Here is a 23,290-nt window from a genome sequence, read left to right as displayed (position 1 = left end):
TGTAATAATTTCCAAAATACCGTTAAATTTTTTTTGCGAAAAAACCTCCCGAATGCCCGAGAGGTTCTTAATTACTGATTTAAAGCTATTTCTATTGTTTTAAGGTTAGCGTCCATTAAAGTAAAGTAGGTTTCTTTATTTTTTAGATTATCTTTGGAAAGTACGGCTAAATTATGAATATGAAGGGCTTTGGCACCCATTTCTTTTTGGACAACCTTGCCTAGTTTTGATTGAACATTTTGTTCAAAAAGAATATAGTGGATGCCCTCATGCTCCGCGATAGAAATGATCTTTTCAAGTTCTTTTTGCGTAGGCTCATTGGTTGTGGATAGACCTGAAATACTAATTTGCTCAAGTCCGTAACGATTTTCCCAATAACCAAAGGCAGCATGAGTAACCATAATTTTTTTGTGACTCGCTTTTGAAATGGTCTGTTTATATCGATTATTTAAATCATCTAATTCAGCAGCAAGTTTATCATAATTTTGATTAAAAAGTTTTTTGTTTTGCGGCATTTTGCTTACCAAGCCATCACGAATGACTTCGGCCATTTCTTTACAGTAAACTGGATCGAGCCAAACATGGGGGTTTACATTATTTCTACCGAGCTCTTTTCCTTCTCCTGAGTGAGGGTCTTTTGGCAGCTTAAGGTGAGCTGCTGTTGGAACAAGCTCAACATTTTCATTTTTAAGAGTGTCTTTTGCCTTTTCCACAAAACCTTCCAAGCCAAGACCAATATAGAAAAATAAGTCTGAATCTGCTAAATTCATCATATCTTTTTGAGATGGTTCAAAGGTATGCTCATCAGCCCCTGGCGGATAGATGGTTTTTACGTTAACATATTTTCCACCAATCTGTTCTGCAAAATATTGCAAGGGGAAGACCGTTGTATAAATGGTTAATTGATCTTTCCTTTCTTTAGATTGATTCTTTTCATTTGCACAGCCAGACAGAATGAGGCTTAATGGCAGAAAGAAAGTGAGAATCAGGATGATTTTTTTCATATATACTCCTTCAAAAATATACTAAATAGGATTTATTACGATTTGCTAATAAAAAATTTTTTTGAATTCTTAAAAATAAACAGTGCATAATACGTAACCATTACGATTTTTTAGTATCTTATAAAAAAAATCGCCTAATTGCAAGTATAATATTTGTTACATACAAGGCATATTATGTATGCTTAATAGGAAAGGTGGGATTTATATGAGCAGTACAATCTTAAACGACATTTTAGATTACAATCAAAAATTTGTAGAGGACCATGAATACGAGAAGTATGAAACAACCAAATTCCCTAACAAAAAGATGGTCATCCTTACTTGTATGGATACTCGGCTATTAGAGCTTTTGCCTAAAGCTTTAAATTTGGGGAATGGCGATGCCAAGATTATTAAAGATGCAGGAGCACTGGTAACACATCCGTTTGGCAGTGTCATGCGCAGTATTTTAGTCGCGTTATATCAATTAAAAGCGCAAGAAGTTTTGGTTATTGCCCATTACGATTGTGGAATGAGCGGGATGAAGGCAGAACCGGTGATTGAGAATATGAAAGAAAGAGGGATCTCTGAAGAAACGCTAAAAACTCTTACATATTCCGGAATCGATATCGAACAGTGGCTGCGTGGATTTGAAAATGTGACTGAGAGCGTCGAGCACAGTGTGGATATGATTAAAAATCATCCATTAATGCCAAAGGATATCCCGGTTCACGGTTTAGTTATTGATCCTAAGACAGGCAAGCTTGATTTAATTGTAGACGGTTATAAGATTGGCTAGCTGCGGCTCCTAACTTCTCGGCTGTTTCGATCCGTCCCTACAAATCCAAAATCAGGATTTGCAGTGCCGGCTCTCCAACGTCTGTCGAAGTTGAACAGTCGCCTCCGCTTTTCTAAATTAGTTCTCTTTCTTTTCCGGAACAGGGTCAACTCCCCCTGGATGGAAGGGATGGCATTTTGATATTCGCTTAATAGTCAGCCAGCCGCCTTTTATGGCACCAAAACGTTGAACCGCCTCTAGTCCATATTGGGAACATGTAGGATAGAATCTGCATGTAGGCGGTTTGATGGGTGAAATGACTGTTTGATAAAAGCGAATAAGCAAAATAAAGATTTTTTTTAGCATACTATTTACTCCTTTTGAATACAGGATTCATACTTACAACATACCATAAATAGTAATAAGCGTCTAAATTGCTAATTGTAACTAAGGAGATGTAATAAGTCGGATTTTATTGTATTATAAAGAGAGATTATAAAAAAGGAGTGAATAACGTGCCTTCAGTTGAAAGTTTTGATCTAGATCATAATGCTGTTAAAGCCCCATATGTTAGACATTGTGGTGTTCATAAAGTGGGCAGTGACGGTATTGTTAATAAATATGATATCCGTTTTTGTCAGCCGAATAAACAGGCAATGAAACCAGATGCCATTCATACATTAGAGCATTTACTGGCCTTTAATATCCGCAAGCATTCCGAAAAGTATGACCATTTTGATATCATTGATATTTCGCCTATGGGTTGCCAAACTGGCTATTACTTGGTTGTGAGCGGGGAACCAACCGTTGAGGAAATCATTGATCTTTTAGAAGATACAATGAAAGATGCGGTTGAAATCATTGAGGTTCCTGCTGCAAATGAAAGACAATGCGGCCAAGCTAAACTACATGATTTAGATGGTGCTAAACGGTTAATGCGCTTTTGGCTTGAGCATAGTAAAGAAGATTTAAAACAAGTATTTGCTTAAAGCTTTAAAAATTCCTATTCAACTGAAGAATAGGAATTTTTTTATGCTTTATGCTCATCTTCTAGTTTCTTGCTTTCTTCCTGATCAACATAAGGATTGTTTTCCAATGAATCAACAGTATGTTTATAAGTATATGCTTTAGAAGTAGTTGTAACTGCTAGAACCAAAACGACAATGACAATAATAATGCCAACCACCATGACCGTAAACATATTTCATCCTCCTTTCCTTAATATTGTACCATGAAAAAAAGGGCAATTTTGAAAAAATACAATAAAAAGGGAAGCGCTTCCGCTTCCGTGTGTCAGGTGTTATGTAAAATCAATGTATATTCCTAGGATAATAAGTATGTGAACGATGTTGCCCGTACTCTTCTTGAGCAAACTTTCCTTTTAAGCTTTCAATCAAATAGAGTCCCATTAAATCATATAATTCTTGTTTATCCATTTCTTGAATTAAAGCCAGCAAATCTTCATGTGACATCTCTTCTAAAAAGGCAAATGTCAGCATATCAATGTCCTCTTCATCACCCGTTAACTTGTTTCGATACATTGCATATAATTCATCGACTAATTTCATTTTTCCACCTCCTGTTAAGATTTTTTGATTTGAAATTCTCTATACTTATTGAATACCCATAAACAAATAATATCATCCCTCCCTTTGAATTAACAAATTGACTGAAAAATCTGTTTTCTTGGTTGTACGTTTATTATATAGTATCATCCGCTAAAAAATGAGTCGAAATGTGAAAAAGAATAAAAAATTCTCTATTGGCACATTACTAAACAGTAAAAGGGGTTGAAGTAATGGACGAACAGAAGAAAACCTACTATATTGATGTAGGAACCGGTCAAATACTCAGTAATGCTTCAAGTTCTACGTGGAGCTATAAAATTGATGCAACAGATGATGAAATAACCCAGTTAAGAGAGCTATTTAATCAAAACTATTCCACAGAGTGGAAGAACTTTTTTAGAGCCCATGTCCCTTTTGTTCAATATCATTATGACAGGGAAAATGACAGCTACGATAGTACCATTCAACAGGTTTACGGTATGCTGTACAAATTAGGGGACCAAGAGGCAAAAAAACATATTGAAAGCATGAACATTTTACCGGAAAATCAGTAATACTGTGAGGAGAATCCAAAGGTTTAAGGATTCTCCTTTTTTATATATAATTATACCATTAAAGAAAATTTGGGGCGGATAAACATGAAAGAGTTTCTCGACTGCAACGGAAATACGATTGAACTTGCCTTTGGTCATCATGCCTTTACTATGAAGGCTAAACATGTTTTAGTTATTTGTCAATTTGAAAATCGCTGGTTTTTAACCAATCATAAACTTCGAGGTTTAGAATTTCCAGGTGGGAAAGTAGAAGAGGGTGAAACCCTCGAGGAATCAGCGAGAAGAGAAACCTTTGAGGAGACAGGGGGCATCCTTGGTGACCTACAATACATTGCTGAATACAAAGTGAATGACACCAACGGGGCTTTTGTTAAAGCTGTTTTTTGGGGGGAAGTGGATCGAGTGGTGCCTACCAAAACTTATTTTGAAACAAATGGGCCGGTTGCTATCGAGGGTGACATTTTGCAGCTCCGCTTTGCTGAAGAATACAGTTTTATCATGAAAGACCAAGTCATTGAGGAATGTCTAAAATTTATTAATCAGCTGCAAAATGAAAGGAAATAGCAGAAGGTTTTTTAGCCCCTGCTATTCTTTAATTAATTTCTTTTCTAATACATCTACGAGCTGATACATAAACGTGGCAAATACGGCGATCACCAAGAGCGATAAGAAAACAAGCGTAAAATTAAATACTTGGAATCCGTAGATAATCAAGTATCCAAGTCCTTTAGTGGATACAAGGAATTCGCCAACAATCACCCCTACCCATGATAGCCCAACATTCACCTTCAATGTGGAAATAATCGCAGGGAAGCTGGCCGGCATGATGGCTTCCTTAAAGCATTGTACGCGTGTTGCTCCGAAGGTTTGAAGGACCTTTAGATAGTTGGAGTCCACTTCTTTGAAGGATGTATACACGACAAGCGCCGTTATAATAACTGATATTATCACGCCATTAGCGATAATTGAGGTATATCCTGGACTAAGGGCGACAATGATTACTGGTCCTAAAGCAACTTTGGGCATTGCATTAAAAATGACTAGATAAGGGTCAAGTATTTTAGAAATCATCGGAGACCACCAGAGAACGGCGGCGATGATGACACCGAGGATGGTGCTCACAATAAAGCCAATGATCGTTTCTATTAAAGTAGCCCCTAAATTTGTTAGTAATGAGCCGTCTTGCATTTTCTCAATAAACAAGGCCCAAATTTTTGAAGGGGAACTAAATAGGAGCGGGTCAATCCACTGCATCCTGCTTAAAAATTCCCAACTCAAAAATAAGAACAGGAAAATAATCAGTTGATAAAGGCGCACCCATCTTTTTTCGATTTTTAAAGATCTCAAATATTTTTTATGGAGGAGTTCAACACTAGTCTTTTCTTGGCTCAAGGGACTCCAACTCCTTCCATATCGCTTGAAAAATACCTTGGAATGCTTCATGGTTTCTCGCTTCAAAAGGAGAAAGCCTCTTAAGCTCTTCCGGTATTTCAAAAATTTTGTGGATTTTTCCAGGCTTTGATGAAAATAAAAAGATGCGATCGCTCATAGCAATGGCTTCGCCAATATCATGGGTAACAAGGATAGCTGTCTTTCCAAACTCATCCAATGTCCGTGAAACTAAATCCTCAAGCTTTAGCTTGGTTTGATAATCGAGAGCAGAAAATGGCTCGTCAAGCATTAGAAGCTTTGGTTCTGTTGCCAGTGTTCGAACGAGGGCGGCCCTCTGTCTCATTCCGCCTGATAATTGCTTAGGCAGTTGTTTTTCTACACCCTTTAAGCCAATCTGGCTTAATAAGTTTAGTGCTGCGAACTTTGTTTTTTCATTTAGCCGTTTCGATAACTTAAGGCCTAATAATATATTTTCTTCAATCGTTTTCCAAGGAAACAAATAATCCTGCTGCAGCATATAGCCGATTTCATTTTTTGAGGTTGAAACGGGCTTGTTTTCTAACAGGACAGTCCCTTGGGTTGGTTTAAGTAAGCTCGATATGATCGAGAGTAGAGTGGTCTTTCCACAGCCACTTGGGCCGAGGAAGGAGACAAACTCTCCCTCCTCAACAGTTAGTGAAATATCGGAGAGGGCCGTGGTGACAGAGGCTTTAGTGAAATAAGTGTGATGAATATCTTGAACCTGCAAGAAGCTCATGATACCGGCCTCCCTTTCCAAATTATTTTTTCATAACATCCTGAGCCATTTTTGTATTAACAAGCGTCTTATAGTCTACTTCTTTCGGAAGCTCACCGGCTTCTTTCATGATGTTTTGGAGATTGTTCCATTCTTCTTCGTCCAATATAGGGTCTGTTGCAAAGGAGCCTTGGCTTTTATAACGATCTACAACTGTTGTCATAATATCTATATCGGTATCTGGGAAATAGGTCATAACAGCTTTGGCCACTTCTTCAGAACTGTGCGTTTGCACCCATTGCTGAGCTTTATAGATCGCTCTAGTGAATTTTTCAACAGTATCACTATTTTCTTTTATATAGCTTTGTTTCGCCATAAAAGTGGTATAAGGTACATGACCGGATTCCTTACCAAAGGATGCAACAATGTAGCCTTTCCCTTGTTTTTCAAAAATGCTGGCCGTTGGCTCAAACAGCTGTACAAATTCGCCTGTACCGGATGCAAAGGCGTTGGCTATATTTGCATAATCAACATTCTGAATTAAAGTGAGGTCCTTATGCGGGTCAATTCCATGTTTTTTTAACACAAATTCACCAACCATTTGCGGCATGCCGCCCTTGCGCTGGCCAAGGAATGTTTTCCCTTTTAATAAATCCCATGAAAAATTATTAATTTTATTTCTGGCCACGAGGAACGTTCCATCGGTCTGGGTGAGCTGCGCAAAATTAATGACCGGATCATTGGACCCTTGTGCGTAAACATAAATCGATGTTTCTGAACCAACAAGTGCGATATCTGCTCCGCCTGAAATTAGGGTTGTCATCGTCTTATCGCCGCCGGGAGTGGTGGTTAAGGTAACGTCTAACCCCTCATCCTTGAAAAATCCTTTTGCAAGGGCTACATATTGCGGGGCATAGAATATCGACCGAGTCACTTCCGCAATTCGTACCTTTTCTAATTTTTTTGTTTTTGTTTGCGAATCGCTATTACAAGCAGCCAATGAAATCATAAGAACACTTATGAGAAGTAAAGAGAAACTCATTTTTACCCACTGTTTCATAAAAGTTACCCCCTTTAATACACGTTAATAAATCTGGGCTAATTGCCTAAGATATCGTATGTAGGGAAGAAAGATGTGTGAATGCCCAGTTACATTTAATTTTTAGGTGTTAAGGATCATTGTTGAATTTGTAACGATGTTGATTGGAGCGAAAGGTGCGAGACTCCTGCGGGAGTACGGAGCAGGGGAGACCCCGCAGGCGCTAAAGCGCCGAGGAAGCTCCCCGGACCGCCCGCGGAAAGCGAGCACCTGAAGCGGAAATCAACATCCAAGTTTAACACATTCAACTTTTAAAAATGCTATAAAGGATGGATGACAGATGGACATAAATAATGGCAAAATCCTTGAAATTAATCGATTTCCGTCTCCCAATCCGAATGTGGAATTAAAAGTCATTACCTATCTCTCAAACGGGCTAAAAGTAAAGGGGATGCTTGCAGAACCCATTCATGAAGGCAATCTGGACGGGTTCCTTTATTTGAGAGGCGGAATTAAGAACGTCGGGAAAGTAAGGCCGGCAAGAATTGCCCAGTTTGCCTCAGAAGGTTTTATTGTTTTTGCTCCTTATTATCGGGGAAACCAAGGGGGAGAAGGGAATGAAGATTTTGCTGGGGCAGACAAAGAAGATGCATACGCCGCCTATCAACTTTTGAAATCACTTCAAAGGGTACGGGATATTCATATCTTTGGCTTTTCACGCGGGGGTGTTATGGCATTATGGACGGGAATCCAATTTCCGGAAGCCGCCTCTATCGTTACCTGGGGGGGTGTGAGTGATATGACCCTTACCTATAAGGAACGAAAAGATTTAAGGAGAATGATGAAAAGGGTGATCGGAGGGACACCTGATAAGTATCCGGAACGTTATAAAGAAAGAACCGCCCTTTATGAGCTTGATAAAATGGAAGCCTCTACACTCATTATTCATGGAGTAGAGGATCAAAATGTGTCAGTGGAGCACGCTCATCGGCTGGAGAAAAGGCTGAGATCACTAGATAAATCAGTAGAATGCTGGTACTTTGAAGAGTTTACCCACTATTTTCCTCCTGCCGTAAACAGAAAAGTCGTACATGATTTATCAAAGTGGATGAAAAGTCAGTCTAAAAGATGATAAAATAAAGGTAATATAAGCGGAGGAGCGGATATGTATGGGTATGCCTCTTGAAATGAATACGATGATTGTGACTAAAGGAAGGGAGCAAAGGATAGAGGAGAATCTTTTTGAGTTAGTTAAAGAAGGCTATAGACTTTACCCTATTGAAATTCCGATTGATGTCAAAAAAACTATCGATTGTGATTCAAGTGGAACGGCGCTGATAAAAAAAGTGGAATGGCAAAAAAACACCACATCCATAACCTATCAATTAGTATCCTTAAATACTACAAATTAAACTTGGAGATATACTTCTTTTTTTAGATAGTGCAGGAAAAAAAGCCCATATCGCATATGATATGGGCTTTCTTATCGTTTAAGAAATTATAAAATTTTTCGCTTGTGGATAACTGCTAATAAAAGGACTGTCAACGTCCAGCTCCAGCGCCTAGCCCCTCGATGGTCTACAGCCACTCAGGGAATGAAGGCAAAGAACGCCTTCTTTCCCTGAGCGTCTTATGCTTGTCGAGGCTGTTCAAGGCGCTTGTGCTTTTGTTCCTTGAACTATTTAAGTGGTCCGCCTTGTTCTTCGATTTCTGCCGGGACATTGGCGAACTTTTTAAAGTTTTCATGGAATTTCGCCGCTAATTCCTTTGCTTTTTTCTCATAGGCCTGTTGGTCTGCCCATGTTTTGTTAGGTTGAAGTACCTCATCTGGAACTCCTGCAACATGAACCGGTATATTTAGTCCGAATATTTGATCTCTCACCGTTTCTACATGGTTGAGTTCTCCCTCTAGGGCTGCTTGCACCATTGCTCGTGTATAGGATAACTTCATTCTGTTTCCAATTCCATATTCTCCGCCCGTCCAGCCGGTATTAACTAAAAAGACATTCGCGTTATGCTCTAGAATTTTTTCGCCAAGCATTTCCGCATAGCGTGTCGCTGGAAGTGGAAGGAACGGTGCACCAAAGCATGTTGAGAAAGTGGCTTCTGGAGAGGTAACTCCGCGTTCCGTTCCGGCAAGCTTAGAAGTATAGCCGCTCAAAAAGTGATACATAGCCTGTTCCTTTGTTAACTTAGCAATCGGAGGCAACACTCCGAAGGCATCTGCTGTTAAAAAGACAATCGTATTAGGGTGACCAGCAATACTTGGCTGGATAATATTATCAATGGCCTCCATCGGATAGGCAGCCCTCGTATTTTCCGTTAGGGTGCCGTCATCATAATCAGGAATCCTTGACTCCAAATTGAGGACTACGTTTTCTAGAACGGTACCAAACCGAATTGCATCAAAAATTTGCGGCTCTTTTTCATGGGAAAGATTAATGCACTTGGCATAACAGCCGCCTTCAATATTAAAGACCCCATTAGATGACCAGCCGTGTTCATCATCCCCAATTAAGCGGCGATTTGGATCTGCTGAAAGAGTGGTCTTTCCTGTTCCAGACAATCCAAAGAATAAAGCCACATCGCCCTCAATTCCAACGTTAGCTGAACAATGCATGGAGAAAATATTATTTTCCGGAAGCAAATAATTCATGACAGAAAAGATGGACTTTTTCATTTCCCCGGCGTATTCTGTGCCGCCAATTAATACAGTTCTTTGTTCAAAAGAGATGATAATAAAGGTTTCAGAATTTGTTCCATCAATCACTGGGTCCGCTTTAAAATTGGGTGCGGAAATGACCGTAAACCCGGCATCATGTGTCAGCAATTCTTCTTCTGTTGGGCGGATAAATAACTGATGTGCAAATAGATTTTGCCATGCAAGTTCATTGATTACTTGAATGGGCAGTTGGGACTTTTTATCTGCTCCGGCAAAGCCCTTGAAAACAAAAATCTCATTTTGTTGTCTTAAGTAATCAAGCATTTTATGATAAAGTTTCGTAAAAGCTTTCTCTGAGATTGGCTGGTTTGTTGAGCCCCACGCAACTTTTGACTTAGTAGACTCTTCCATAACAATAAATTTATCCTGTGGCGAGCGTCCGGTATATTTACCTGTGGAAACACTGATAGCGCCGGTGGAAGTTAGAGTTCCTTCATTTCTTCTTAAAACCTTTTCGACTAATTGGGGAACGGATAGTTGAACCTGGACATGACTTTCTTGTAACAAGTGCTTTAATTCGGTTGGAATATGAACAGAATTCATTGACTGAAACCTTCCTTTACATTGATTATTTGTTCAATAGTATAACACATTTATTATAATAGTCTATACTAATATATAAAATTATGTGAATATTTAAGAGTTTATTCTTGTGATAAGAAAATAGTCCTGGATTAATGATTAATAATAAGAGGAAGTAATAAAATGATCTAAAGTAACAGTTTACTCTTTTAAGGAAAAATTTGATAAAAATTCATTGACATTGTTTGAAATAGTAGGTTATGATTTACCCTTGAACGGATACTCTCTTATCCCGAGCTGGTGGAGGGACAGGCCCTATGAAACCCAGCAACCTGCAAACGAAAAAACGGATTTTAGTTGAATCCCCTATTTCGGGCAAAGGTGCTAAACCTGAAGCAAGGCTTGACCTTGAACGATAAGAGTGAAAGGCACGCAGAACTTTTGCTATCAACCTTTCCTCATTAGATGGAAAGGTTTTTTGTTGTTTTTACGTGCTTGCTACATAAATGTACTTTTTATTCCATCGTATAAACTGCCAGGGCATTATCCGAAATGAGAAAATAGTCTGGTTCAAGCACCAAGGCACTTTTACATTTCTATAATAATAATCCCATGTTTATTTCATACTACTAAGGGAATGAGTTCCGTATCAATTCGAGGTTAAAAGGCAGGTATACATAAAACCCATACAGCTAACCTCACTTTATTCCATAATAAGGAGGAATTCAGATGTCAACAAAACGTCGTTTGTTTACTTCTGAATCAGTAACCGAAGGTCATCCTGACAAGATTTGTGACCAAATTTCTGATTCCATTTTAGATGCAATTTTAGCTAAAGATGCTAATGCTCGAGTTGCCGCTGAAACTTCAGTAACAACAGGATTAGTTCTAGTAGCAGGAGAAATCACGACATCCACTTATGTAGATATTCCTAAAATCGTTCGTGAAACAATCAAAGGGATCGGTTATAATCGTGCAAAATATGGTTTTGACTCCGAAACTTGTGCGGTTTTAACTTCTATTGATGAACAATCTCCTGATATTGCGATGGGCGTTAACCAAGCCCTTGAAGCTCGTGAAGGTCAAATGTCAGAGGAGCAAATTGAAGCAATCGGTGCAGGGGACCAAGGTTTAATGTTTGGTTTTGCGTGTAATGAAACAAAAGAGCTTATGCCTCTTCCGATTTCACTTGCGCATAAACTTGCACGCCGATTGACGGAAGTACGGAAAGAGGACTTACTGCCTTATTTGCGTCCGGATGGAAAAACACAAGTAACCGTTGAATACGATGAGAACGATAAACCTGTTCGAATTGATACGATTGTCATTTCAACGCAGCACCACCCAGAAATTTCATTGGAGCAAATTCAGCGTAACGTGAAGGAATATGTTATCAATCCTGTTGTTCCAAAAGAACTGATTGATGAAAACACTAAATATTTTATTAACCCAACTGGCCGTTTTGTTATCGGCGGGCCGCAAGGTGATGCAGGTTTAACAGGCCGTAAAATCATTGTGGATACTTACGGCGGTTATGCTCGCCATGGCGGCGGTGCATTCTCTGGTAAAGATCCAACAAAGGTTGACCGTTCAGCGGCATATGCTGCTCGTTATGTTGCCAAAAATATTGTGGCTGCAGGATTGGCAGATAAGGTAGAAGTTCAGCTAGCATATGCAATTGGTGTAGCAAGACCTGTTTCCATTTCAGTTGATACGTTTGGAACAGGCAAAGTTAATGAAGAGCAATTAGTTACGTTAGTAGAACAAAACTTTGATCTTCGTCCAGCTGGTATCATTAAGATGCTTGACCTTCGCCGCCCAATCTACAAGAAAACAGCTGCTTACGGCCACTTTGGTCGGACAGATATTGATCTTCCTTGGGAGCGCACTGACAAAGCAGATGCGTTAAGAGAGCAAGCAAATCTATAAGTAAGCAGGGAGTTGCATCTAGAATGTAACTCCCTTTTTCGTTTCATCGTCATTTAAATTGATTTTGTAACTATGTTTAGGTAGGTACAAAGAAGTGAAAAATGAAGGATATCTTGGCGATAAAGGATAAACATGATAAACTTTGGTGATTGCGGATTTGTCCGCAGTCACTGGACGCTATTGACGACCGAGAGAGAAAAAAAGAGTCCTGCGGGTGTTTAAAATTTTCCTAATGTTCACAGTGCCATTTTTTTTATAATAGTGGTAGTATTAGAGAGATGTTTTTTAGAAGACGTTTAATATGAATTGGAGTAGGTGAGGTACATAATGTGTGGTTTTATCGGTTGTGTACACGACAAAACACAAAACTATAGTGATGAACAAAAACAACAATTTAAAAATATGAACGATTTAATTACCCATCGCGGGCCGGATGATGATGGTTTTTATTACGATGACCATATCCAATTTGGCTTCCGTCGTTTGAGTATTATCGATATTGAAAGTGGTCATCAGCCGCTAACGTATGAGAACGAGCGTTATTGGATTATTTTTAATGGAGAAATTTACAATTATGTTGAACTTCGTGAAGAGTTATTAAAAGAAGGACTGTCATTCGCTACAAGTTCGGATACAGAAGTAATCATTGCACTCTATAGCCACTTAAAAGAAAAAGCGGTTGAAAAGCTGCGCGGAATGTTCGCCTTCGTGATCTGGGATAAGCAGGAACAAACCCTTTACGGTGCACGTGATCCGTTTGGAATAAAACCGTTCTTTTATTTACAAGATGGCGAAAGAACCTTTTTTGCATCTGAGAAAAAGAGTATTTTATTGGCATTAGAAAATGATGTCCTCAATTATGATGCTTTACAGCATTACTTGACCTATCAGTTCGTTCCAGAACCAGATACGCTTTCAGAGGGAATCAAAAAGTTAGAGCCTGGCCATTATTTTACCAAAAAAATCGGTGCTCCAATGGAAATGAAAAAGTATTGGAAGGCCCACTTTAAGCCTGTTCAGAAAACGGAAGCTGATTTTATTAAGGAAATTCGTGATGTATTATTTGATTCAGTCGAAAAGCATATGCGCAGTGATGTTCCGGTAGGGTCATTCCTATCAGGGGGAATAGATTCTTCAATTATTGCATCGATTGCAAAAGAATTTCATCCTGCTATTAAAACTTTCTCTGTTGGTTTTGACCATAACGGGTTCAGTGAAATTGATGTAGCTAAGGAAACAGCTGAAAAGCTTGGTGTTGAAAATATCAGTTACATCATTACACCTGAAGAATATATGAATGAAATTCCTAAAATCATGTGGCATATGGATGATCCTTTGGCTGACCCAGCCTGTGTTCCTCTTTATTTTGTAGCAAGGGAAGCACGTAAACATGTTACCGTAGTCCTATCAGGTGAAGGGGCTGATGAATTATTCGGCGGTTATAATATCTACCGGGAGCCGCAGTCATTAGAGGTATTTAATAAAATACCGAGGGTTGGTAAAGTTTTATTAAGAGGAATTGCCGGGATGATGCCTGAAGGAATGAAGGGTAAAAGCTTTATTGAGCGCGGCGTAACTCCAATGGAAGAGCGTTATATCGGTAATGCCAAGATGTTCACTGAAACAGAAAAGCGAGATTTATTAAGTGTTTACCGTGAAGGTTTAAACTATATGGATGTAACAAAGCCGCTTTATCATGAGTCAAGAGGTTATGACCCAGTAGACCGGATGCAATATATTGATATCCATACTTGGATGCGAGGAGATATTTTACTGAAGGCTGATAGGGTGACAATGGCTCATTCACTAGAACTAAGGGTGCCATTTCTAGATAAAGAAGTGTTTGAAGTGGCCTCGAAAATTCCAACCAGCTTAAAAACAGCTAATGGTACAACCAAATACATTTTACGTAAAGCAGCTGAAGGCGTAGTCCCTGAGCATGTTCTAAACCGTAAGAAGTTAGGATTCCCTGTCCCAATTCGTCATTGGCTAAAAAATGAAATGAATGAATGGGCGAAAAAGATTATCCGTGAAAGCAACACAGACCATCTGATCAATAAATCATATGTCTTGGGCTTACTCGAAGATCACTGTCAGGGCAAAGCTGATAACAGCCGGAAGATCTGGACAGTGCTTATGTTTATGGTTTGGCATCAGGTATATGTGGAAAATGTCTATACGTTTCAACGTGATTATGCCCTGCAAAAGGAATTACAATCAGTAAAGCATTAAGAGTAAAGCACCCGCAAAAATGTGGGTGCTTTTGTTAATCTTTAAGATTGCAAAGACTTATAATATTGGCCTTTCTCAGCATATTCTGTATAGATACGTTCCATATCTTTTTTGTCCTCCGGGGTTAATTCCCTAATAACTTTTGCTGGTCTGCCAAATGCTAAGGTATTAGGAGGGATTTTCTTTCCTTGAGGCACAAGGCTTCCGGCTCCAATAAAGGCACCTTCTCCAATCTCTGCTTGATCGAGAATGATCGATCCCATACCAACTAAGGCTCTTTTTCTTACAATGCAGCTATGAAGTATGACTTGATGCCCAATCGTAACCTCATCTTCTAAAATTAGCGGGTTATTAGGACTTTGGTGTAAGATAGAATTATCTTGAATATTAACCTTATTACCTATTCTAGTTGGGGCGACATCGCCTCGAATGACGGAATTAAACCAGACACTGGACTGTTCGCCAATTTCCACATCACCAGTTATTGTGACATAATCGGCAATAAATGCGGTTTCGGCAATTAACGGGTATTTGTCTTTAAAGGGGTATATCAATTGGAATCGCTCCTTTTTAAATGATAAGTATATTTTAGCGAATAGTATAAGTGGTTTTCAAAAAATAAATCTGTTATAACCAATAAGTCTAAACTTACTGGGATTTAACAATAAAGATATCTTTTTCTAGGGGGACGAATTATGTGGAAATGGGAAGCTGAAGGGGAGGCAAAAGCGGTAATTGTAATGGTGCATGGTGCCATGGAACATCATGGCCGTTACGGATGGCTGATTGAAATGTGGCGTTTAGCCGGTTTTCATGTCATCATGGGCGACCTTCCGGGGCAAGGGATGACGACAAGGTCCCGCCGCGGCCATATCGATTCCTTTGATGAGTACATTATGGAGGTAAAGGACTGGGTGCAGGCCGCCTATCAGTATAACCTCCCCGTGTTTCTATTAGGCCACAGCATGGGCGGATTGATTTCCATTCGTTTATTGCAGGAAGAACAGTTGAATGTTGCCGGGGTAATTCTTTCTTCGCCATGTCTGGGATTGCTTCAAGCTCCATCTAAGTTTTTGAACGCCTTATCACATCTATTAAATGTAGTGTATCCATCCCTTCGAATGAATTCTGGCTTGTCGGTACAAATGGCCACAAGAAACGATGATGTCCGCGAAGCGGATGCTAATGATACACTTTACGTGACAAAGATCTCGATTCGCTGGTATCGTGAACTTGTAGGTGCTATAAAAGAGGCATTCGAAAATCTGGAAGATACACAGGATCTCCCAATGCTCGTCATGCAGGGCGGAGACGATAAAATTGTCAATAAAGCCACGGTAAAGGAATGGTTTAATCATGTTCCGTTATCAGAGAAAAGGTTTAAGGAGTGGCCCAAGTGCTACCATGAAATTTTTAATGAACCGGAGCGGGAAGAAGTATTTGAATACGCGAAGGATTTTGTTAATAGTCAATTAAAAGCAATTGGGTATATTGTATAGAAAGGTAGATGTTTTCCATGATGCCAATCACCCTTATGTCTAGGGTCTATCGCAAAATCATTCCTGCAGTCCATCAAGAATTGGCTTATTGGAAAAGCCGGGCTGAGAAAATTCCCAATCAAGAATTAAGAAATCAGGCGCTTGCTAGTATCGAACATAAAACCTTCCATTGTGAAGGAGGGGGAATTCTTGCTCTAACAGCCAAAGAAGATTATCAAAAAGCTGTAAAATTTATCGTCGCTTATCAAACAATCAGTGATTATTTGGATAATCTTTGTGATCGGAGCACCTCACTAGATCCTTCCGATTTTACAGCTCTCCATGAGTCTATGTCTGATGCGCTTTTGCTGCAGGCAGAAGAGAAAAATTATTATCGCCTTCGGGATGACCAGGATGACGATGGATATTTACATGATTTATCCGAGACTTGCCGCTCCGTCTTAAGAGAGTTAGATCACTATGATTTTATCAAGGATTATCTTCAAGAGCTTTGCCGATATTATTGTGATTTACAAGTAAATAAGCATGTGGTAAAAGAGGAACGGGTACCGCGTTTAAAAAATTGGTTTAACTATTATCAAGACAAGCTGCCTGAGATGGAATGGTATGAATTCTCCGCTTGTTCCGGTTCAACATTGGGGATCTTTTGTTTAGTATCGTATGCGATGAGGGAAGATTTTCAATTAGAGGATGCAAGAAATATTCGCAAGGGTTACTTTCCCTATATACAGGGGTTACATATACTTTTGGATTATTTTATTGATCAAGAGGAAGACATTATTGGCGGTGACTTGAATTTCTGCACTTATTATAATAGTGAAGAGACTCTTTTTAAACGATTAAAACATTTCGTTAATGAAGCCGACCGCCATACAGAATTCCTGCCCCATAAGAAGTTCCACCAAATGATTAATCGCGGTTTGTTAGGGATTTATTTATCAGATGCAAAGGTTCGTAAACAGAAAAATGTCCGTAAACTGGCAAGAGGAATTATAAAATCCGGTGGGTGGATTAGTTATTTCTTTTATTTTAATGGACTTGCTTATCGCTCCCTGCAAAAATCAATACCAGCAATTATAACAAGATCCTTTACCAAATAAAACCAGGCGAGACAGCCTGGTTTATCTTTTTTCGATTGCGATAATAAATGGCGGGTTATTTTGTTGATTAATATATTGATACTGGAGAACATGGGCTTTTTTTTGATCGAGCTTTTGACAATAGCGCAATAAATCATCACGTTCAACTGTGCCTTGTTCATGCCCATGATAAATCACGAGGACGATGATTCCTTCTGGTGCCATGATCTCCAATAACTGCTCTATCGCAGATATGGTTGTCTCAGAATGGGTGACAATATTCTTGTCACCGCCAGGCAAATAGCCTAGATTAAATATTGCTCCTGTTATTTTTCCGTGCTCTTCAACGGGGATTTTTACAGAAACCTGTTCGTGGCCTGCATGAAAAATGGAGACCCTCTCGCTCAGATTATGTTCGGTTAGGCGCTTTTTGGTAGCGTTAATCGCTTCTTGCTGGACATCAAACCCATAAACTTTACCAAGTTCTCCAACCAACTCTGCTAAAAATACGGTGTCATGTCCATTCCCTAAGGTGGCATCCACTACTATGTCACCCGGTTTGATGGCTTTTATAAGTAAATTTTTGGCAAAAGGAAGAATGCGATCCATTTTCATGATAGATTCCCCGCATTCTTTTGATAAAACTTACCCTGGAAACTGTTCCTTCGTTTTAATTCAGCATCAATGGAATTTAGTACTTCCCATTTATTAACACTCCACATAGGACCTACCATTAAATCAATCGGACCGTCCCCTGTTATCCGATGAACAATCATTTCCGGCGGTAAAATCTCCAACTGGTCGCATACTAAATTTACATAATCCTTTTGGGATAGAAACTCAAGTACTCCCTTTTCATACTGTTTTACCATGGGAGTGCCTTTTAATAAATGCAGCAAATGAATTTTAATTCCTTGTACATCTAATTTTGCCACTTCACGAGCTGTTTCCATCATCATGTCATAGGATTCCAGCGGCAGCCCATTAATAATATGAGAACAAATCCGGATACCATGTTTTCGTAACTTGTTAACTCCCTCGATGTAACATTGAAAATCATGGGCACGGTTTATGAGTAATGCCGTTCGCTCATGAACCGTCTGCAGCCCAAGCTCGACCCATAAGTACGTCCGTTGGTTCAATTCAGCTAAATATTCGACTACATCATTAGGAAGACAATCCGGACGAGTAGCGATGGATAAACCAACGACACCATCTTGTTTCAGGACAGTCTCGTATTTTTCCCTAAGTACCTCAACTGGTGCATGGGTATTGGTAAACGCCTGAAAATAGGCCATATATTTGCCGTCTTTCCACTTAGTATGCATTTTTTGCTTAATTTCATTAAATTGTGTTTCCAAGGTTTCGACCCTGTTACCAGCAAAATCCCCGGAACCTGCAGCACTGCAGAACGTACAGCCGCCATGTGCGACCGTACCATCACGATTCGGGCAGTCAAATCCGCCGTCTAAGGCTACTTTAAACACCTTATGACCAAAATGGTTCCTTAGGTGGTAATTCCAAGTGTGGTATCGTTTATCGTCTGTTGCATAGTGAAAAGGTTTTGTCTGGATCACTTAGAAAACCTCCTTTTTTAAGATTGCATAACCTCAATTTTAACATGAAGTAACCCTTTATCCAATTGCAATTGTCACAAGCATTCTTGGTAATAATTATCCACCACTCCTGAGTCATAGGAATAGAAATGGAGAACAAAATAAGAAATGAAGCGTGCGCTTCATAACATGAGGGGGGTTCTTAGATGGCTACTCGCGACTCAATGGATAATTTAATGCAGCAAGTTGAGGACACAATCCGCTATGCTGAAGAGCAATATAAGCAAAGCAGCCTTCAAGAGCAGTATAATGACGATGGTTATACGAATGCGCTGCAACAGCTTGAGCAAACCTATCAGGATATTTGTAAGTTGGCCCATAGTGCGAACCCGCAGCAGCGGGAACAACTCCATCGAATGAGACTTCAGATACAGCAGCTTCAAAATTCCATGATTATTGAAGTACATTAAGAGGAGGAGAATTTCTTGAAGAAACGTTCGAAAAAGAATAATCCCGAACAAAAAACCCGTAATGGTATCAATAATCAAGACCTTGAACTCGGCCAGGACCGTGACTTAATAAAAGAAGCAAAAAAGAAATACGAGAAAACTGGCGGACAGCCCGTTAAATCCAAAATGCATCAAGAACCAGAACAATCTTCATAAGATATGAAAAGGATCTCTCACTTTGTGGAGAGGTCTTTTTGGTGTTTATCTGTTATGAACCGCTCTTATCTTTCGGAAAAACAGAATTTTTAATAAAAAAGAGAGTAAAACGAAAAAGATTGCACCCATCCTGTTAATGGAATACAATGTATCTTTGGAAAATGAAATGTTAATCGTAAAGGAGCGTTTTTCATGCCACGTGCCTTATGGCTATTAATTATTGGGATGGCAGTGAATGTAATTGGCTCTTCTTTTTTATGGCCTTTAAATACAATCTATATTCACGATCATTTGGGAAAGTCTTTATCTGTTGCCGGTATTGTTCTGATGCTTAATTCTGGAGCAAATGTGATTGGTAACCTGTATGGCGGTCATTTGTTTGATAAAATGGGTGGCTATAAATCTATCATTCTGGGAATTGGAATCTCCTTATTAGCCCTTATAGGGTTATCCATCTGGCATAACTGGCCTCAATACGTCGTTTTCTTAACCATCGTGGGTTTTGGAACAGGAATTATTTTTCCTGCAATGTATGCGATGGCTGGTTCCATATGGAAAGAGGGAGGCCGTAAATCTTTCAATGCTCTTTATGTGGCCCAAAATGTGGGGGTTGCAATTGGGGCTTCACTGGGCGGAATTGTCGCTGACTATTCCTTTCAACTCATTTTTCTAGCAAACACCATCATGTATGTCATCTTTTTATTGATTGCTGTCTTTGGATATAAAGGGATTTCTGTAGAACCAGCACATGAAGAACACAAGGAAGTAAATGTAAAGGCAGTTAGCAGAATGAATCTCCAGGCATTAATGATTCTGTGTTTAGGTTATTTGCTTTGCTGGGTTTCCTACATTCAATGGACCACAACGATTGCATCTTATACACAGGAAATCAATATCACACTCACCCAGTATAGTTTATTATGGACCATTAACGGTGCGATTATCGTGCTGGGTCAACCGCTTTTAAACGGGATCCTCAAAGCACTTAACTCATCATTAAAACTACAAGTTCTGATCGGTATTGGAATCTTTATTATTTCGTTTATCGTTGCAGGGAAGGCCAGTGCTTTTTCAGGCTTTTTAGTAGCTATGGTTATTTTAACAATCGGTGAAATGTTCATTTGGCCGGCAGTTCCAACGGTTGCTTTTGCGTTAGCGCCAAAAGGCCGGGAAGGTTATTATCAAGGAATCGTGAACAGTACTGCCACTGGTGGAAGGATGATTGGTCCAGTGCTTGGCGGATTACTGGCCGACCACTATAATATGTCCACTTTATTTACTGTATTAATTTTGTTATTTATAATCGCATTCGGCACAACTTTAGTTTATGACCGAGGTTTGCAGCCTAAAGAGAAAATTACCGCAAAAACAATATAAGCTTAGTAAACCACAGTCAAAGATAACTGTGGTTTTTCTTTTAAACATAACTTCTAGTATCTTTAAATGATCTCCTGTCTCATTTTTTGTTATAGTAATTCTATAGAATTGTAGTTCCGGAGAGAAGGATGAAAGTGGGGGATGATATGCTTACCTTAATTCCTCTCATGCTAGAGCGGGTTGGTATTTTAATTATTGTTGCTTTTATATTATCAAGAATGAAATCGTTTCGGCAGGTAATCCATAATGAGCGGGGGATAGCAGCAAAAGTAACCATAATTGCTATATTTGGTGCCTTCGGGATTATCAGCAATTATACCGGTGTAGAAATAGGTCATGGGATGGTCACATCACAAGATTGGCTGACAGACGTTGATACTGCCGGTGCTATTGCGAACACAAGGATCATGGGTGTCGTGATTGGCGGTTTGCTTGGCGGGCCGATGATTGGAATCGGAGTAGGCTTTATTGCTGGATTGCACCGATTATCGCTTGGAGGATTCACCGCGGTTGCCTGTGCTGTCTCGACCATTTTTGCAGGAGTCGTCACGGGATTTTTAAGTAAGCGTTTTAAAATAGAGGAAAGCGGCTCTACCTGGAAAGCCGTTATCATGGGGATTTTGATGGAATGTCTCCAGATGGGAATTATTCTTTTATTAGCAAAGCCCTTTGATGAAGCCCTTAATCTTGTAAAACTAATTGCCTTTCCGATGATTGCAATTAATGGTTTTGGGACACTTTTATTTTTACTTATTATCCAGGATATTTTTTATGAACAGGAACGAACACGGGCATTACAGACACATAAAGCTTTATATATTGCCAATCAAACGCTGCCATTTTTTCGCCAGGGCTTGAATAAGGATTCTTGTACAAAAGCGGCGGAGATTATTTTGAAATGGACGGGGGCAGATGCCATCGCCATTACAAATCAACAGCAAGTATTAGCCCATGTTGGAGCTGCTTCCGATCACCATCTTCCGTCCGGAACGATGGCCACCGAATTAACCAAAAAGGTATTGGATCAAGGCAGAATCATTATTGCAAAATCAGCCAAAGAAATTCAATGCTTTAATCCCAATTGCCCATTAGAAGCGGCCATTGTGTTACCTCTTAAGGTAGATGATAAAACGGCCGGAACCTTGAAGCTTTATTTTACTAATTCTAGCAAGCTAGATCGTGTTGAACAGGAGCTGGCAGAAGGTTTAGGGAAATTATTCTCTGGCCAGCTTGAAATGGCTGAATTAGAACGGCAGAGGCGCTTATTAAAAGATGCTGAAATAAAAGCACTACAAGCCCAAGTGCACCCTCATTTCTTGTTTAATGCGATTAATACCATTTCAAGCCTTGTCCGAAAAGACGCAGACCAAGCAAGAAAGCTATTAATTCAGTTAAGTGTTTTCTTTCGCAGTAATCTCCAAGGTGCACGTCAAATGTTGATTCCGCTTGAAAAAGAGCTTGAGCATGTCGAGGCCTATTTGTCGATTGAACAAGCAAGATTTCCTGACCGCTATAGTGTGCAAGTAGAGATTGATCCATCATTAGAAGAGGTCTTAATACCACCATTTACTTTGCAGCCGCTGGTGGAAAATGCGATTCGCTATGCCTTTTCAAAAACCAAAACGGGAACTGTTCGAGTACGGGCTTTTCAAGCTGAGGGGAGAATGGTTCTGGTTACAGAGGATGATGGAAAAGGGATTACAGAGGAGAAACTTGCAGTACTAGGAAATGAAACAGTCGATTCAGCCGATGGAACAGGTACCGCCTTATGGAATATTAAGAAAAGGATTGAAGAACTTTATGGGCCGGATGCATCGTTACAGATTGATAGTATACTAGATAAGGGAACGAAGGTTGTGATTAAATTGCCATTAACAGGGCAAAAGTGGGGGGAAGAAAGTGTTAAAAGCCTTTATCGTGGATGATGAACCGCTTGCGAGAGACGAGCTTTCCTATTTGCTCAAACGCAGTAAGCAGGTTGAAGTAGCAGGAGAAGCTGATTGTGTCGAAGCAGCACTCGAGAAATTGAAAAACTTAGATATTGATGTCATCTTTTTAGATATCCAGCTTGCAGATGAAAGTGGTATTGAAATAGCCAGTAAATTAAATCAGTTAGACTATCCGCCTTTGATCGTGTTTGCTACGGCATTTGATGAATATGCGCTTAAAGCTTTTGAACTCAATGCTGTTGATTATCTATTAAAACCAATGGATGAAAAAAGAATCCAGAAAACGATTGATAAGCTTTATAAGCTTGCGGACAGTAGTGAGCAGAATATACCTCTTTTATCTAATCCGCATTCGTTTCAAAATGAGCGATTGGAAAAACTAGCAGTTTCAATTGATGAAAAAATCGTTTTATTTCATATAAATGACATTATCTATATTGGCACTCAGGACGGAAAAACCGTTGTTGCTACAGAAAAGCAAAAATTGTGGGTTAATGAACCATTGGTAACATTTGAACGAAAATTACATAATACGTCTATTATTCGCGTTCATCGTGCTTTTTTAGTAAATATTGATGCCATTAGAGAGATTGAACCATGGTTTAATTCTACCTACAATTTAATTATGAAATCCGGCGATAAGGTTCCCGTCAGCAGAACCTATACAAAGGAACTGAAACAGCTGCTTGGAATTTGACAGCTGTTTTTTT

26 protein-coding genes and 1 riboswitch are annotated in these 23,290 nt (G+C 39.4%); of the genes, 15 read left to right on the top strand and 11 right to left on the bottom strand.

Annotation, left to right across the window (positions count from 1 at the left end):
- Positions 1-71: 71 nt before the first annotated feature.
- The gene (locus AAHB15_RS14290) at positions 72-1,004 is read right to left on the bottom strand and encodes a metal ABC transporter solute-binding protein, Zn/Mn family (protein ID WP_335574496.1); all 933 of its coding nucleotides are present in this window, start codon (positions 1,002-1,004) and stop codon (positions 72-74) included.
- Positions 1,005-1,209: 205 nt separating this feature from the next.
- On the opposite strand from AAHB15_RS14290, the gene AAHB15_RS14285 reads away from it, so the two are divergent.
- Positions 1,210-1,782: a beta-class carbonic anhydrase gene (locus AAHB15_RS14285; protein ID WP_144564695.1), complete on the top strand. Its 573-nt coding sequence runs from the start codon at positions 1,210-1,212 to the stop codon at positions 1,780-1,782.
- A 117-nt stretch (positions 1,783-1,899) separates the two neighbouring features.
- On the opposite strand, the gene yidD is transcribed toward AAHB15_RS14285, so the two are convergent.
- Positions 1,900-2,127 (bottom strand): membrane protein insertion efficiency factor YidD, encoded by a 228-nt coding sequence (gene yidD, locus AAHB15_RS14280; protein ID WP_335571354.1) that lies wholly within the window; start codon positions 2,125-2,127, stop codon positions 1,900-1,902.
- Between the two features lie 149 nt (positions 2,128-2,276).
- Here yidD and AAHB15_RS14275 point away from each other — a divergent pair, with 149 nt between their 5' ends.
- Positions 2,277-2,750 (top strand): S-ribosylhomocysteine lyase, encoded by a 474-nt coding sequence (locus AAHB15_RS14275; RefSeq protein WP_144564690.1) that lies wholly within the window; start codon positions 2,277-2,279, stop codon positions 2,748-2,750.
- A gap of 41 nt (positions 2,751-2,791) precedes the next feature.
- Here AAHB15_RS14275 and ytzI read toward each other — a convergent pair whose 3' ends face one another.
- Together ytzI and AAHB15_RS14265 are read right to left on the bottom strand one after the other, a co-directional pair.
- Positions 2,792-2,962, bottom strand: coding sequence for a YtzI protein (ytzI, locus tag AAHB15_RS14270; RefSeq protein WP_335571355.1), 171 nt, complete (start codon positions 2,960-2,962; stop codon positions 2,792-2,794).
- 109 nt (positions 2,963-3,071) lie between these two features.
- On the bottom strand, positions 3,072-3,329 hold the full coding sequence (locus AAHB15_RS14265) for a DUF6154 family protein (RefSeq protein WP_335571356.1): 258 nt from the start codon (positions 3,327-3,329) through the stop codon (positions 3,072-3,074).
- A 230-nt stretch (positions 3,330-3,559) separates the two neighbouring features.
- Here AAHB15_RS14265 and AAHB15_RS14260 point away from each other — a divergent pair, with 230 nt between their 5' ends.
- Both AAHB15_RS14260 and ytkD read left to right on the top strand, forming a co-directional pair.
- Positions 3,560-3,883, top strand: a complete 324-nt coding sequence (locus AAHB15_RS14260) for a hydrolase (protein WP_144564684.1) — start codon at positions 3,560-3,562, stop codon at positions 3,881-3,883.
- 84 nt (positions 3,884-3,967) lie between these two features.
- A complete protein-coding gene (ytkD, locus tag AAHB15_RS14255; RefSeq protein WP_335571357.1) occupies positions 3,968-4,447 on the top strand; it encodes an RNA deprotection pyrophosphohydrolase in 480 nt (159 codons plus the stop codon).
- 21 nt (positions 4,448-4,468) lie between these two features.
- Here ytkD and AAHB15_RS14250 read toward each other — a convergent pair whose 3' ends face one another.
- The 3 genes from AAHB15_RS14250 to AAHB15_RS14240 are packed head-to-tail and all read right to left on the bottom strand — an operon-like array spanning position 4,469 to position 7,071.
- The gene (locus AAHB15_RS14250) at positions 4,469-5,275 is read right to left on the bottom strand and encodes an ABC transporter permease (protein ID WP_335571358.1); all 807 of its coding nucleotides are present in this window, start codon (positions 5,273-5,275) and stop codon (positions 4,469-4,471) included.
- On the bottom strand, positions 5,256-6,032 hold the full coding sequence (locus AAHB15_RS14245) for an ABC transporter ATP-binding protein (RefSeq protein ID WP_335571359.1): 777 nt from the start codon (positions 6,030-6,032) through the stop codon (positions 5,256-5,258). The genes AAHB15_RS14250 and AAHB15_RS14245 overlap by 20 nt, the downstream gene beginning before the upstream one ends.
- Before the next feature lie 22 nt (positions 6,033-6,054).
- Positions 6,055-7,071 (bottom strand): ABC transporter substrate-binding protein, encoded by a 1,017-nt coding sequence (locus AAHB15_RS14240; RefSeq protein ID WP_342042640.1) that lies wholly within the window; start codon positions 7,069-7,071, stop codon positions 6,055-6,057.
- Positions 7,072-7,390: 319 nt separating this feature from the next.
- Here AAHB15_RS14240 and AAHB15_RS14235 point away from each other — a divergent pair, with 319 nt between their 5' ends.
- Positions 7,391-8,182, top strand: a complete 792-nt coding sequence (locus AAHB15_RS14235; RefSeq protein ID WP_342042639.1) for an alpha/beta hydrolase family protein — start codon at positions 7,391-7,393, stop codon at positions 8,180-8,182.
- Between the two features lie 37 nt (positions 8,183-8,219).
- Complete coding sequence (locus AAHB15_RS14230) at positions 8,220-8,462, top strand: DUF2584 domain-containing protein (protein ID WP_098531972.1); 243 nt, start codon at positions 8,220-8,222, stop codon at positions 8,460-8,462.
- Positions 8,463-8,728: 266 nt separating this feature from the next.
- Here the strand turns inward: AAHB15_RS14230 and pckA are convergent, their stop codons facing one another.
- Entirely contained in the window at positions 8,729-10,315 is a 1,587-nt protein-coding gene (gene pckA, locus AAHB15_RS14225; RefSeq protein WP_335571362.1) for a phosphoenolpyruvate carboxykinase (ATP), read from the bottom strand.
- 263 nt (positions 10,316-10,578) lie between these two features.
- Positions 10,579-10,716: riboswitch (SAM riboswitch) on the top strand.
- Between the two features lie 307 nt (positions 10,717-11,023).
- Here pckA and metK point away from each other — a divergent pair.
- The gene (gene metK / locus AAHB15_RS14220) at positions 11,024-12,223 is read left to right on the top strand and encodes a methionine adenosyltransferase (protein ID WP_144564660.1); all 1,200 of its coding nucleotides are present in this window, start codon (positions 11,024-11,026) and stop codon (positions 12,221-12,223) included.
- A 327-nt stretch (positions 12,224-12,550) separates the two neighbouring features.
- Complete coding sequence (gene asnB / locus AAHB15_RS14215) at positions 12,551-14,455, top strand: asparagine synthase (glutamine-hydrolyzing) (protein ID WP_335571363.1); 1,905 nt, start codon at positions 12,551-12,553, stop codon at positions 14,453-14,455.
- A 41-nt stretch (positions 14,456-14,496) separates the two neighbouring features.
- Here asnB and AAHB15_RS14210 read toward each other — a convergent pair whose 3' ends face one another.
- On the bottom strand, positions 14,497-15,009 hold the full coding sequence (locus AAHB15_RS14210; RefSeq protein WP_098996635.1) for a gamma carbonic anhydrase: 513 nt from the start codon (positions 15,007-15,009) through the stop codon (positions 14,497-14,499).
- 141 nt (positions 15,010-15,150) lie between these two features.
- Here AAHB15_RS14210 and AAHB15_RS14205 point away from each other — a divergent pair, with 141 nt between their 5' ends.
- Complete coding sequence (locus AAHB15_RS14205) at positions 15,151-15,954, top strand: alpha/beta hydrolase (protein WP_335571364.1); 804 nt, start codon at positions 15,151-15,153, stop codon at positions 15,952-15,954.
- A gap of 17 nt (positions 15,955-15,971) precedes the next feature.
- Entirely contained in the window at positions 15,972-17,054 is a 1,083-nt protein-coding gene (locus AAHB15_RS14200) for a tetraprenyl-beta-curcumene synthase family protein (RefSeq protein ID WP_342042638.1), read from the top strand.
- A gap of 21 nt (positions 17,055-17,075) precedes the next feature.
- Here AAHB15_RS14200 and AAHB15_RS14195 read toward each other — a convergent pair whose 3' ends face one another.
- Together AAHB15_RS14195 and AAHB15_RS14190 are read right to left on the bottom strand one after the other, a co-directional pair.
- Positions 17,076-17,648 carry a tRNA (mnm(5)s(2)U34)-methyltransferase gene (locus AAHB15_RS14195; RefSeq protein ID WP_335571366.1) on the bottom strand — a complete coding sequence of 191 codons (573 nt, stop codon included), beginning with the start codon at positions 17,646-17,648 and terminating at the stop codon, positions 17,076-17,078.
- Complete coding sequence (locus AAHB15_RS14190; protein ID WP_335571367.1) at positions 17,645-18,610, bottom strand: TIGR01212 family radical SAM protein; 966 nt, start codon at positions 18,608-18,610, stop codon at positions 17,645-17,647. The genes AAHB15_RS14195 and AAHB15_RS14190 overlap by 4 nt, the downstream gene beginning before the upstream one ends.
- Positions 18,611-18,795: 185 nt before the next feature.
- Here AAHB15_RS14190 and AAHB15_RS14185 point away from each other — a divergent pair, with 185 nt between their 5' ends.
- The 5 genes from AAHB15_RS14185 (at position 18,796) to AAHB15_RS14165 (ending at position 23,277) form a co-directional block, all read left to right on the top strand.
- Entirely contained in the window at positions 18,796-19,059 is a 264-nt protein-coding gene (locus AAHB15_RS14185; protein WP_098531981.1) for a YtzC family protein, read from the top strand.
- Positions 19,060-19,074: 15 nt separating this feature from the next.
- Positions 19,075-19,254 carry a glycogen biosynthesis protein GlgD gene (locus tag AAHB15_RS14180; RefSeq protein ID WP_144564642.1) on the top strand — a complete coding sequence of 60 codons (180 nt, stop codon included), beginning with the start codon at positions 19,075-19,077 and terminating at the stop codon, positions 19,252-19,254.
- Between the two features lie 192 nt (positions 19,255-19,446).
- Positions 19,447-20,631, top strand: coding sequence for an MDR family MFS transporter (locus tag AAHB15_RS14175; RefSeq protein ID WP_335571368.1), 1,185 nt, complete (start codon positions 19,447-19,449; stop codon positions 20,629-20,631).
- Positions 20,632-20,777: 146 nt separating this feature from the next.
- Entirely contained in the window at positions 20,778-22,556 is a 1,779-nt protein-coding gene (locus AAHB15_RS14170; protein WP_335571369.1) for a sensor histidine kinase, read from the top strand.
- A complete protein-coding gene (locus AAHB15_RS14165) occupies positions 22,531-23,277 on the top strand; it encodes a LytR/AlgR family response regulator transcription factor (protein WP_342042637.1) in 747 nt (248 codons plus the stop codon). The genes AAHB15_RS14170 and AAHB15_RS14165 overlap by 26 nt, the downstream gene beginning before the upstream one ends.
- Positions 23,278-23,290: the final 13 nt, after the last annotated feature.

The sequence above is a fragment of the Bacillus sp. OTU2372 genome, from assembly GCF_038440275.1.
GTDB classification, from domain to species: domain Bacteria; phylum Bacillota; class Bacilli; order Bacillales; family Cytobacillaceae; genus Neobacillus; species Neobacillus bataviensis_B.
This window is presented reverse-complemented; position numbering and strand designations above follow the sequence as displayed.

What these genes read in the sequence shown, in the direction of transcription:
- AAHB15_RS14260 (WP_144564684.1), top strand. Translation starts at nt 3,560, where the DNA reads ATGGACGAACAGAAGAAAACCTACTATATTGATGTAGGAACCGGTCAA.
- ytzI (WP_335571355.1), bottom strand. Translation starts at nt 2,962, where the DNA reads ATGTTTACGGTCATGGTGGTTGGCATTATTATTGTCATTGTCGTTTTG.
- AAHB15_RS14205 (WP_335571364.1), top strand. Translation starts at nt 15,151, where the DNA reads ATGTGGAAATGGGAAGCTGAAGGGGAGGCAAAAGCGGTAATTGTAATG.
- AAHB15_RS14285 (WP_144564695.1), top strand. Translation starts at nt 1,210, where the DNA reads ATGAGCAGTACAATCTTAAACGACATTTTAGATTACAATCAAAAATTT.
- AAHB15_RS14170 (WP_335571369.1), top strand. Translation starts at nt 20,778, where the DNA reads ATGCTTACCTTAATTCCTCTCATGCTAGAGCGGGTTGGTATTTTAATT.
- ytkD (WP_335571357.1), top strand. Translation starts at nt 3,968, where the DNA reads ATGAAAGAGTTTCTCGACTGCAACGGAAATACGATTGAACTTGCCTTT.
- metK (WP_144564660.1), top strand. Translation starts at nt 11,024, where the DNA reads ATGTCAACAAAACGTCGTTTGTTTACTTCTGAATCAGTAACCGAAGGT.
- AAHB15_RS14290 (WP_335574496.1), bottom strand. Translation starts at nt 1,004, where the DNA reads ATGAAAAAAATCATCCTGATTCTCACTTTCTTTCTGCCATTAAGCCTC.
- AAHB15_RS14195 (WP_335571366.1), bottom strand. Translation starts at nt 17,648, where the DNA reads ATGAAAATGGATCGCATTCTTCCTTTTGCCAAAAATTTACTTATAAAA.
- AAHB15_RS14200 (WP_342042638.1), top strand. Translation starts at nt 15,972, where the DNA reads ATGATGCCAATCACCCTTATGTCTAGGGTCTATCGCAAAATCATTCCT.
- asnB (WP_335571363.1), top strand. Translation starts at nt 12,551, where the DNA reads ATGTGTGGTTTTATCGGTTGTGTACACGACAAAACACAAAACTATAGT.
- AAHB15_RS14175 (WP_335571368.1), top strand. Translation starts at nt 19,447, where the DNA reads ATGCCACGTGCCTTATGGCTATTAATTATTGGGATGGCAGTGAATGTA.
- AAHB15_RS14235 (WP_342042639.1), top strand. Translation starts at nt 7,391, where the DNA reads ATGGACATAAATAATGGCAAAATCCTTGAAATTAATCGATTTCCGTCT.
- yidD (WP_335571354.1), bottom strand. Translation starts at nt 2,127, where the DNA reads ATGCTAAAAAAAATCTTTATTTTGCTTATTCGCTTTTATCAAACAGTC.
- AAHB15_RS14245 (WP_335571359.1), bottom strand. Translation starts at nt 6,032, where the DNA reads ATGAGCTTCTTGCAGGTTCAAGATATTCATCACACTTATTTCACTAAA.
- AAHB15_RS14265 (WP_335571356.1), bottom strand. Translation starts at nt 3,329, where the DNA reads ATGAAATTAGTCGATGAATTATATGCAATGTATCGAAACAAGTTAACG.
- AAHB15_RS14185 (WP_098531981.1), top strand. Translation starts at nt 18,796, where the DNA reads ATGGCTACTCGCGACTCAATGGATAATTTAATGCAGCAAGTTGAGGAC.
- AAHB15_RS14230 (WP_098531972.1), top strand. Translation starts at nt 8,220, where the DNA reads ATGGGTATGCCTCTTGAAATGAATACGATGATTGTGACTAAAGGAAGG.
- AAHB15_RS14240 (WP_342042640.1), bottom strand. Translation starts at nt 7,071, where the DNA reads ATGAAACAGTGGGTAAAAATGAGTTTCTCTTTACTTCTCATAAGTGTT.
- pckA (WP_335571362.1), bottom strand. Translation starts at nt 10,315, where the DNA reads ATGAATTCTGTTCATATTCCAACCGAATTAAAGCACTTGTTACAAGAA.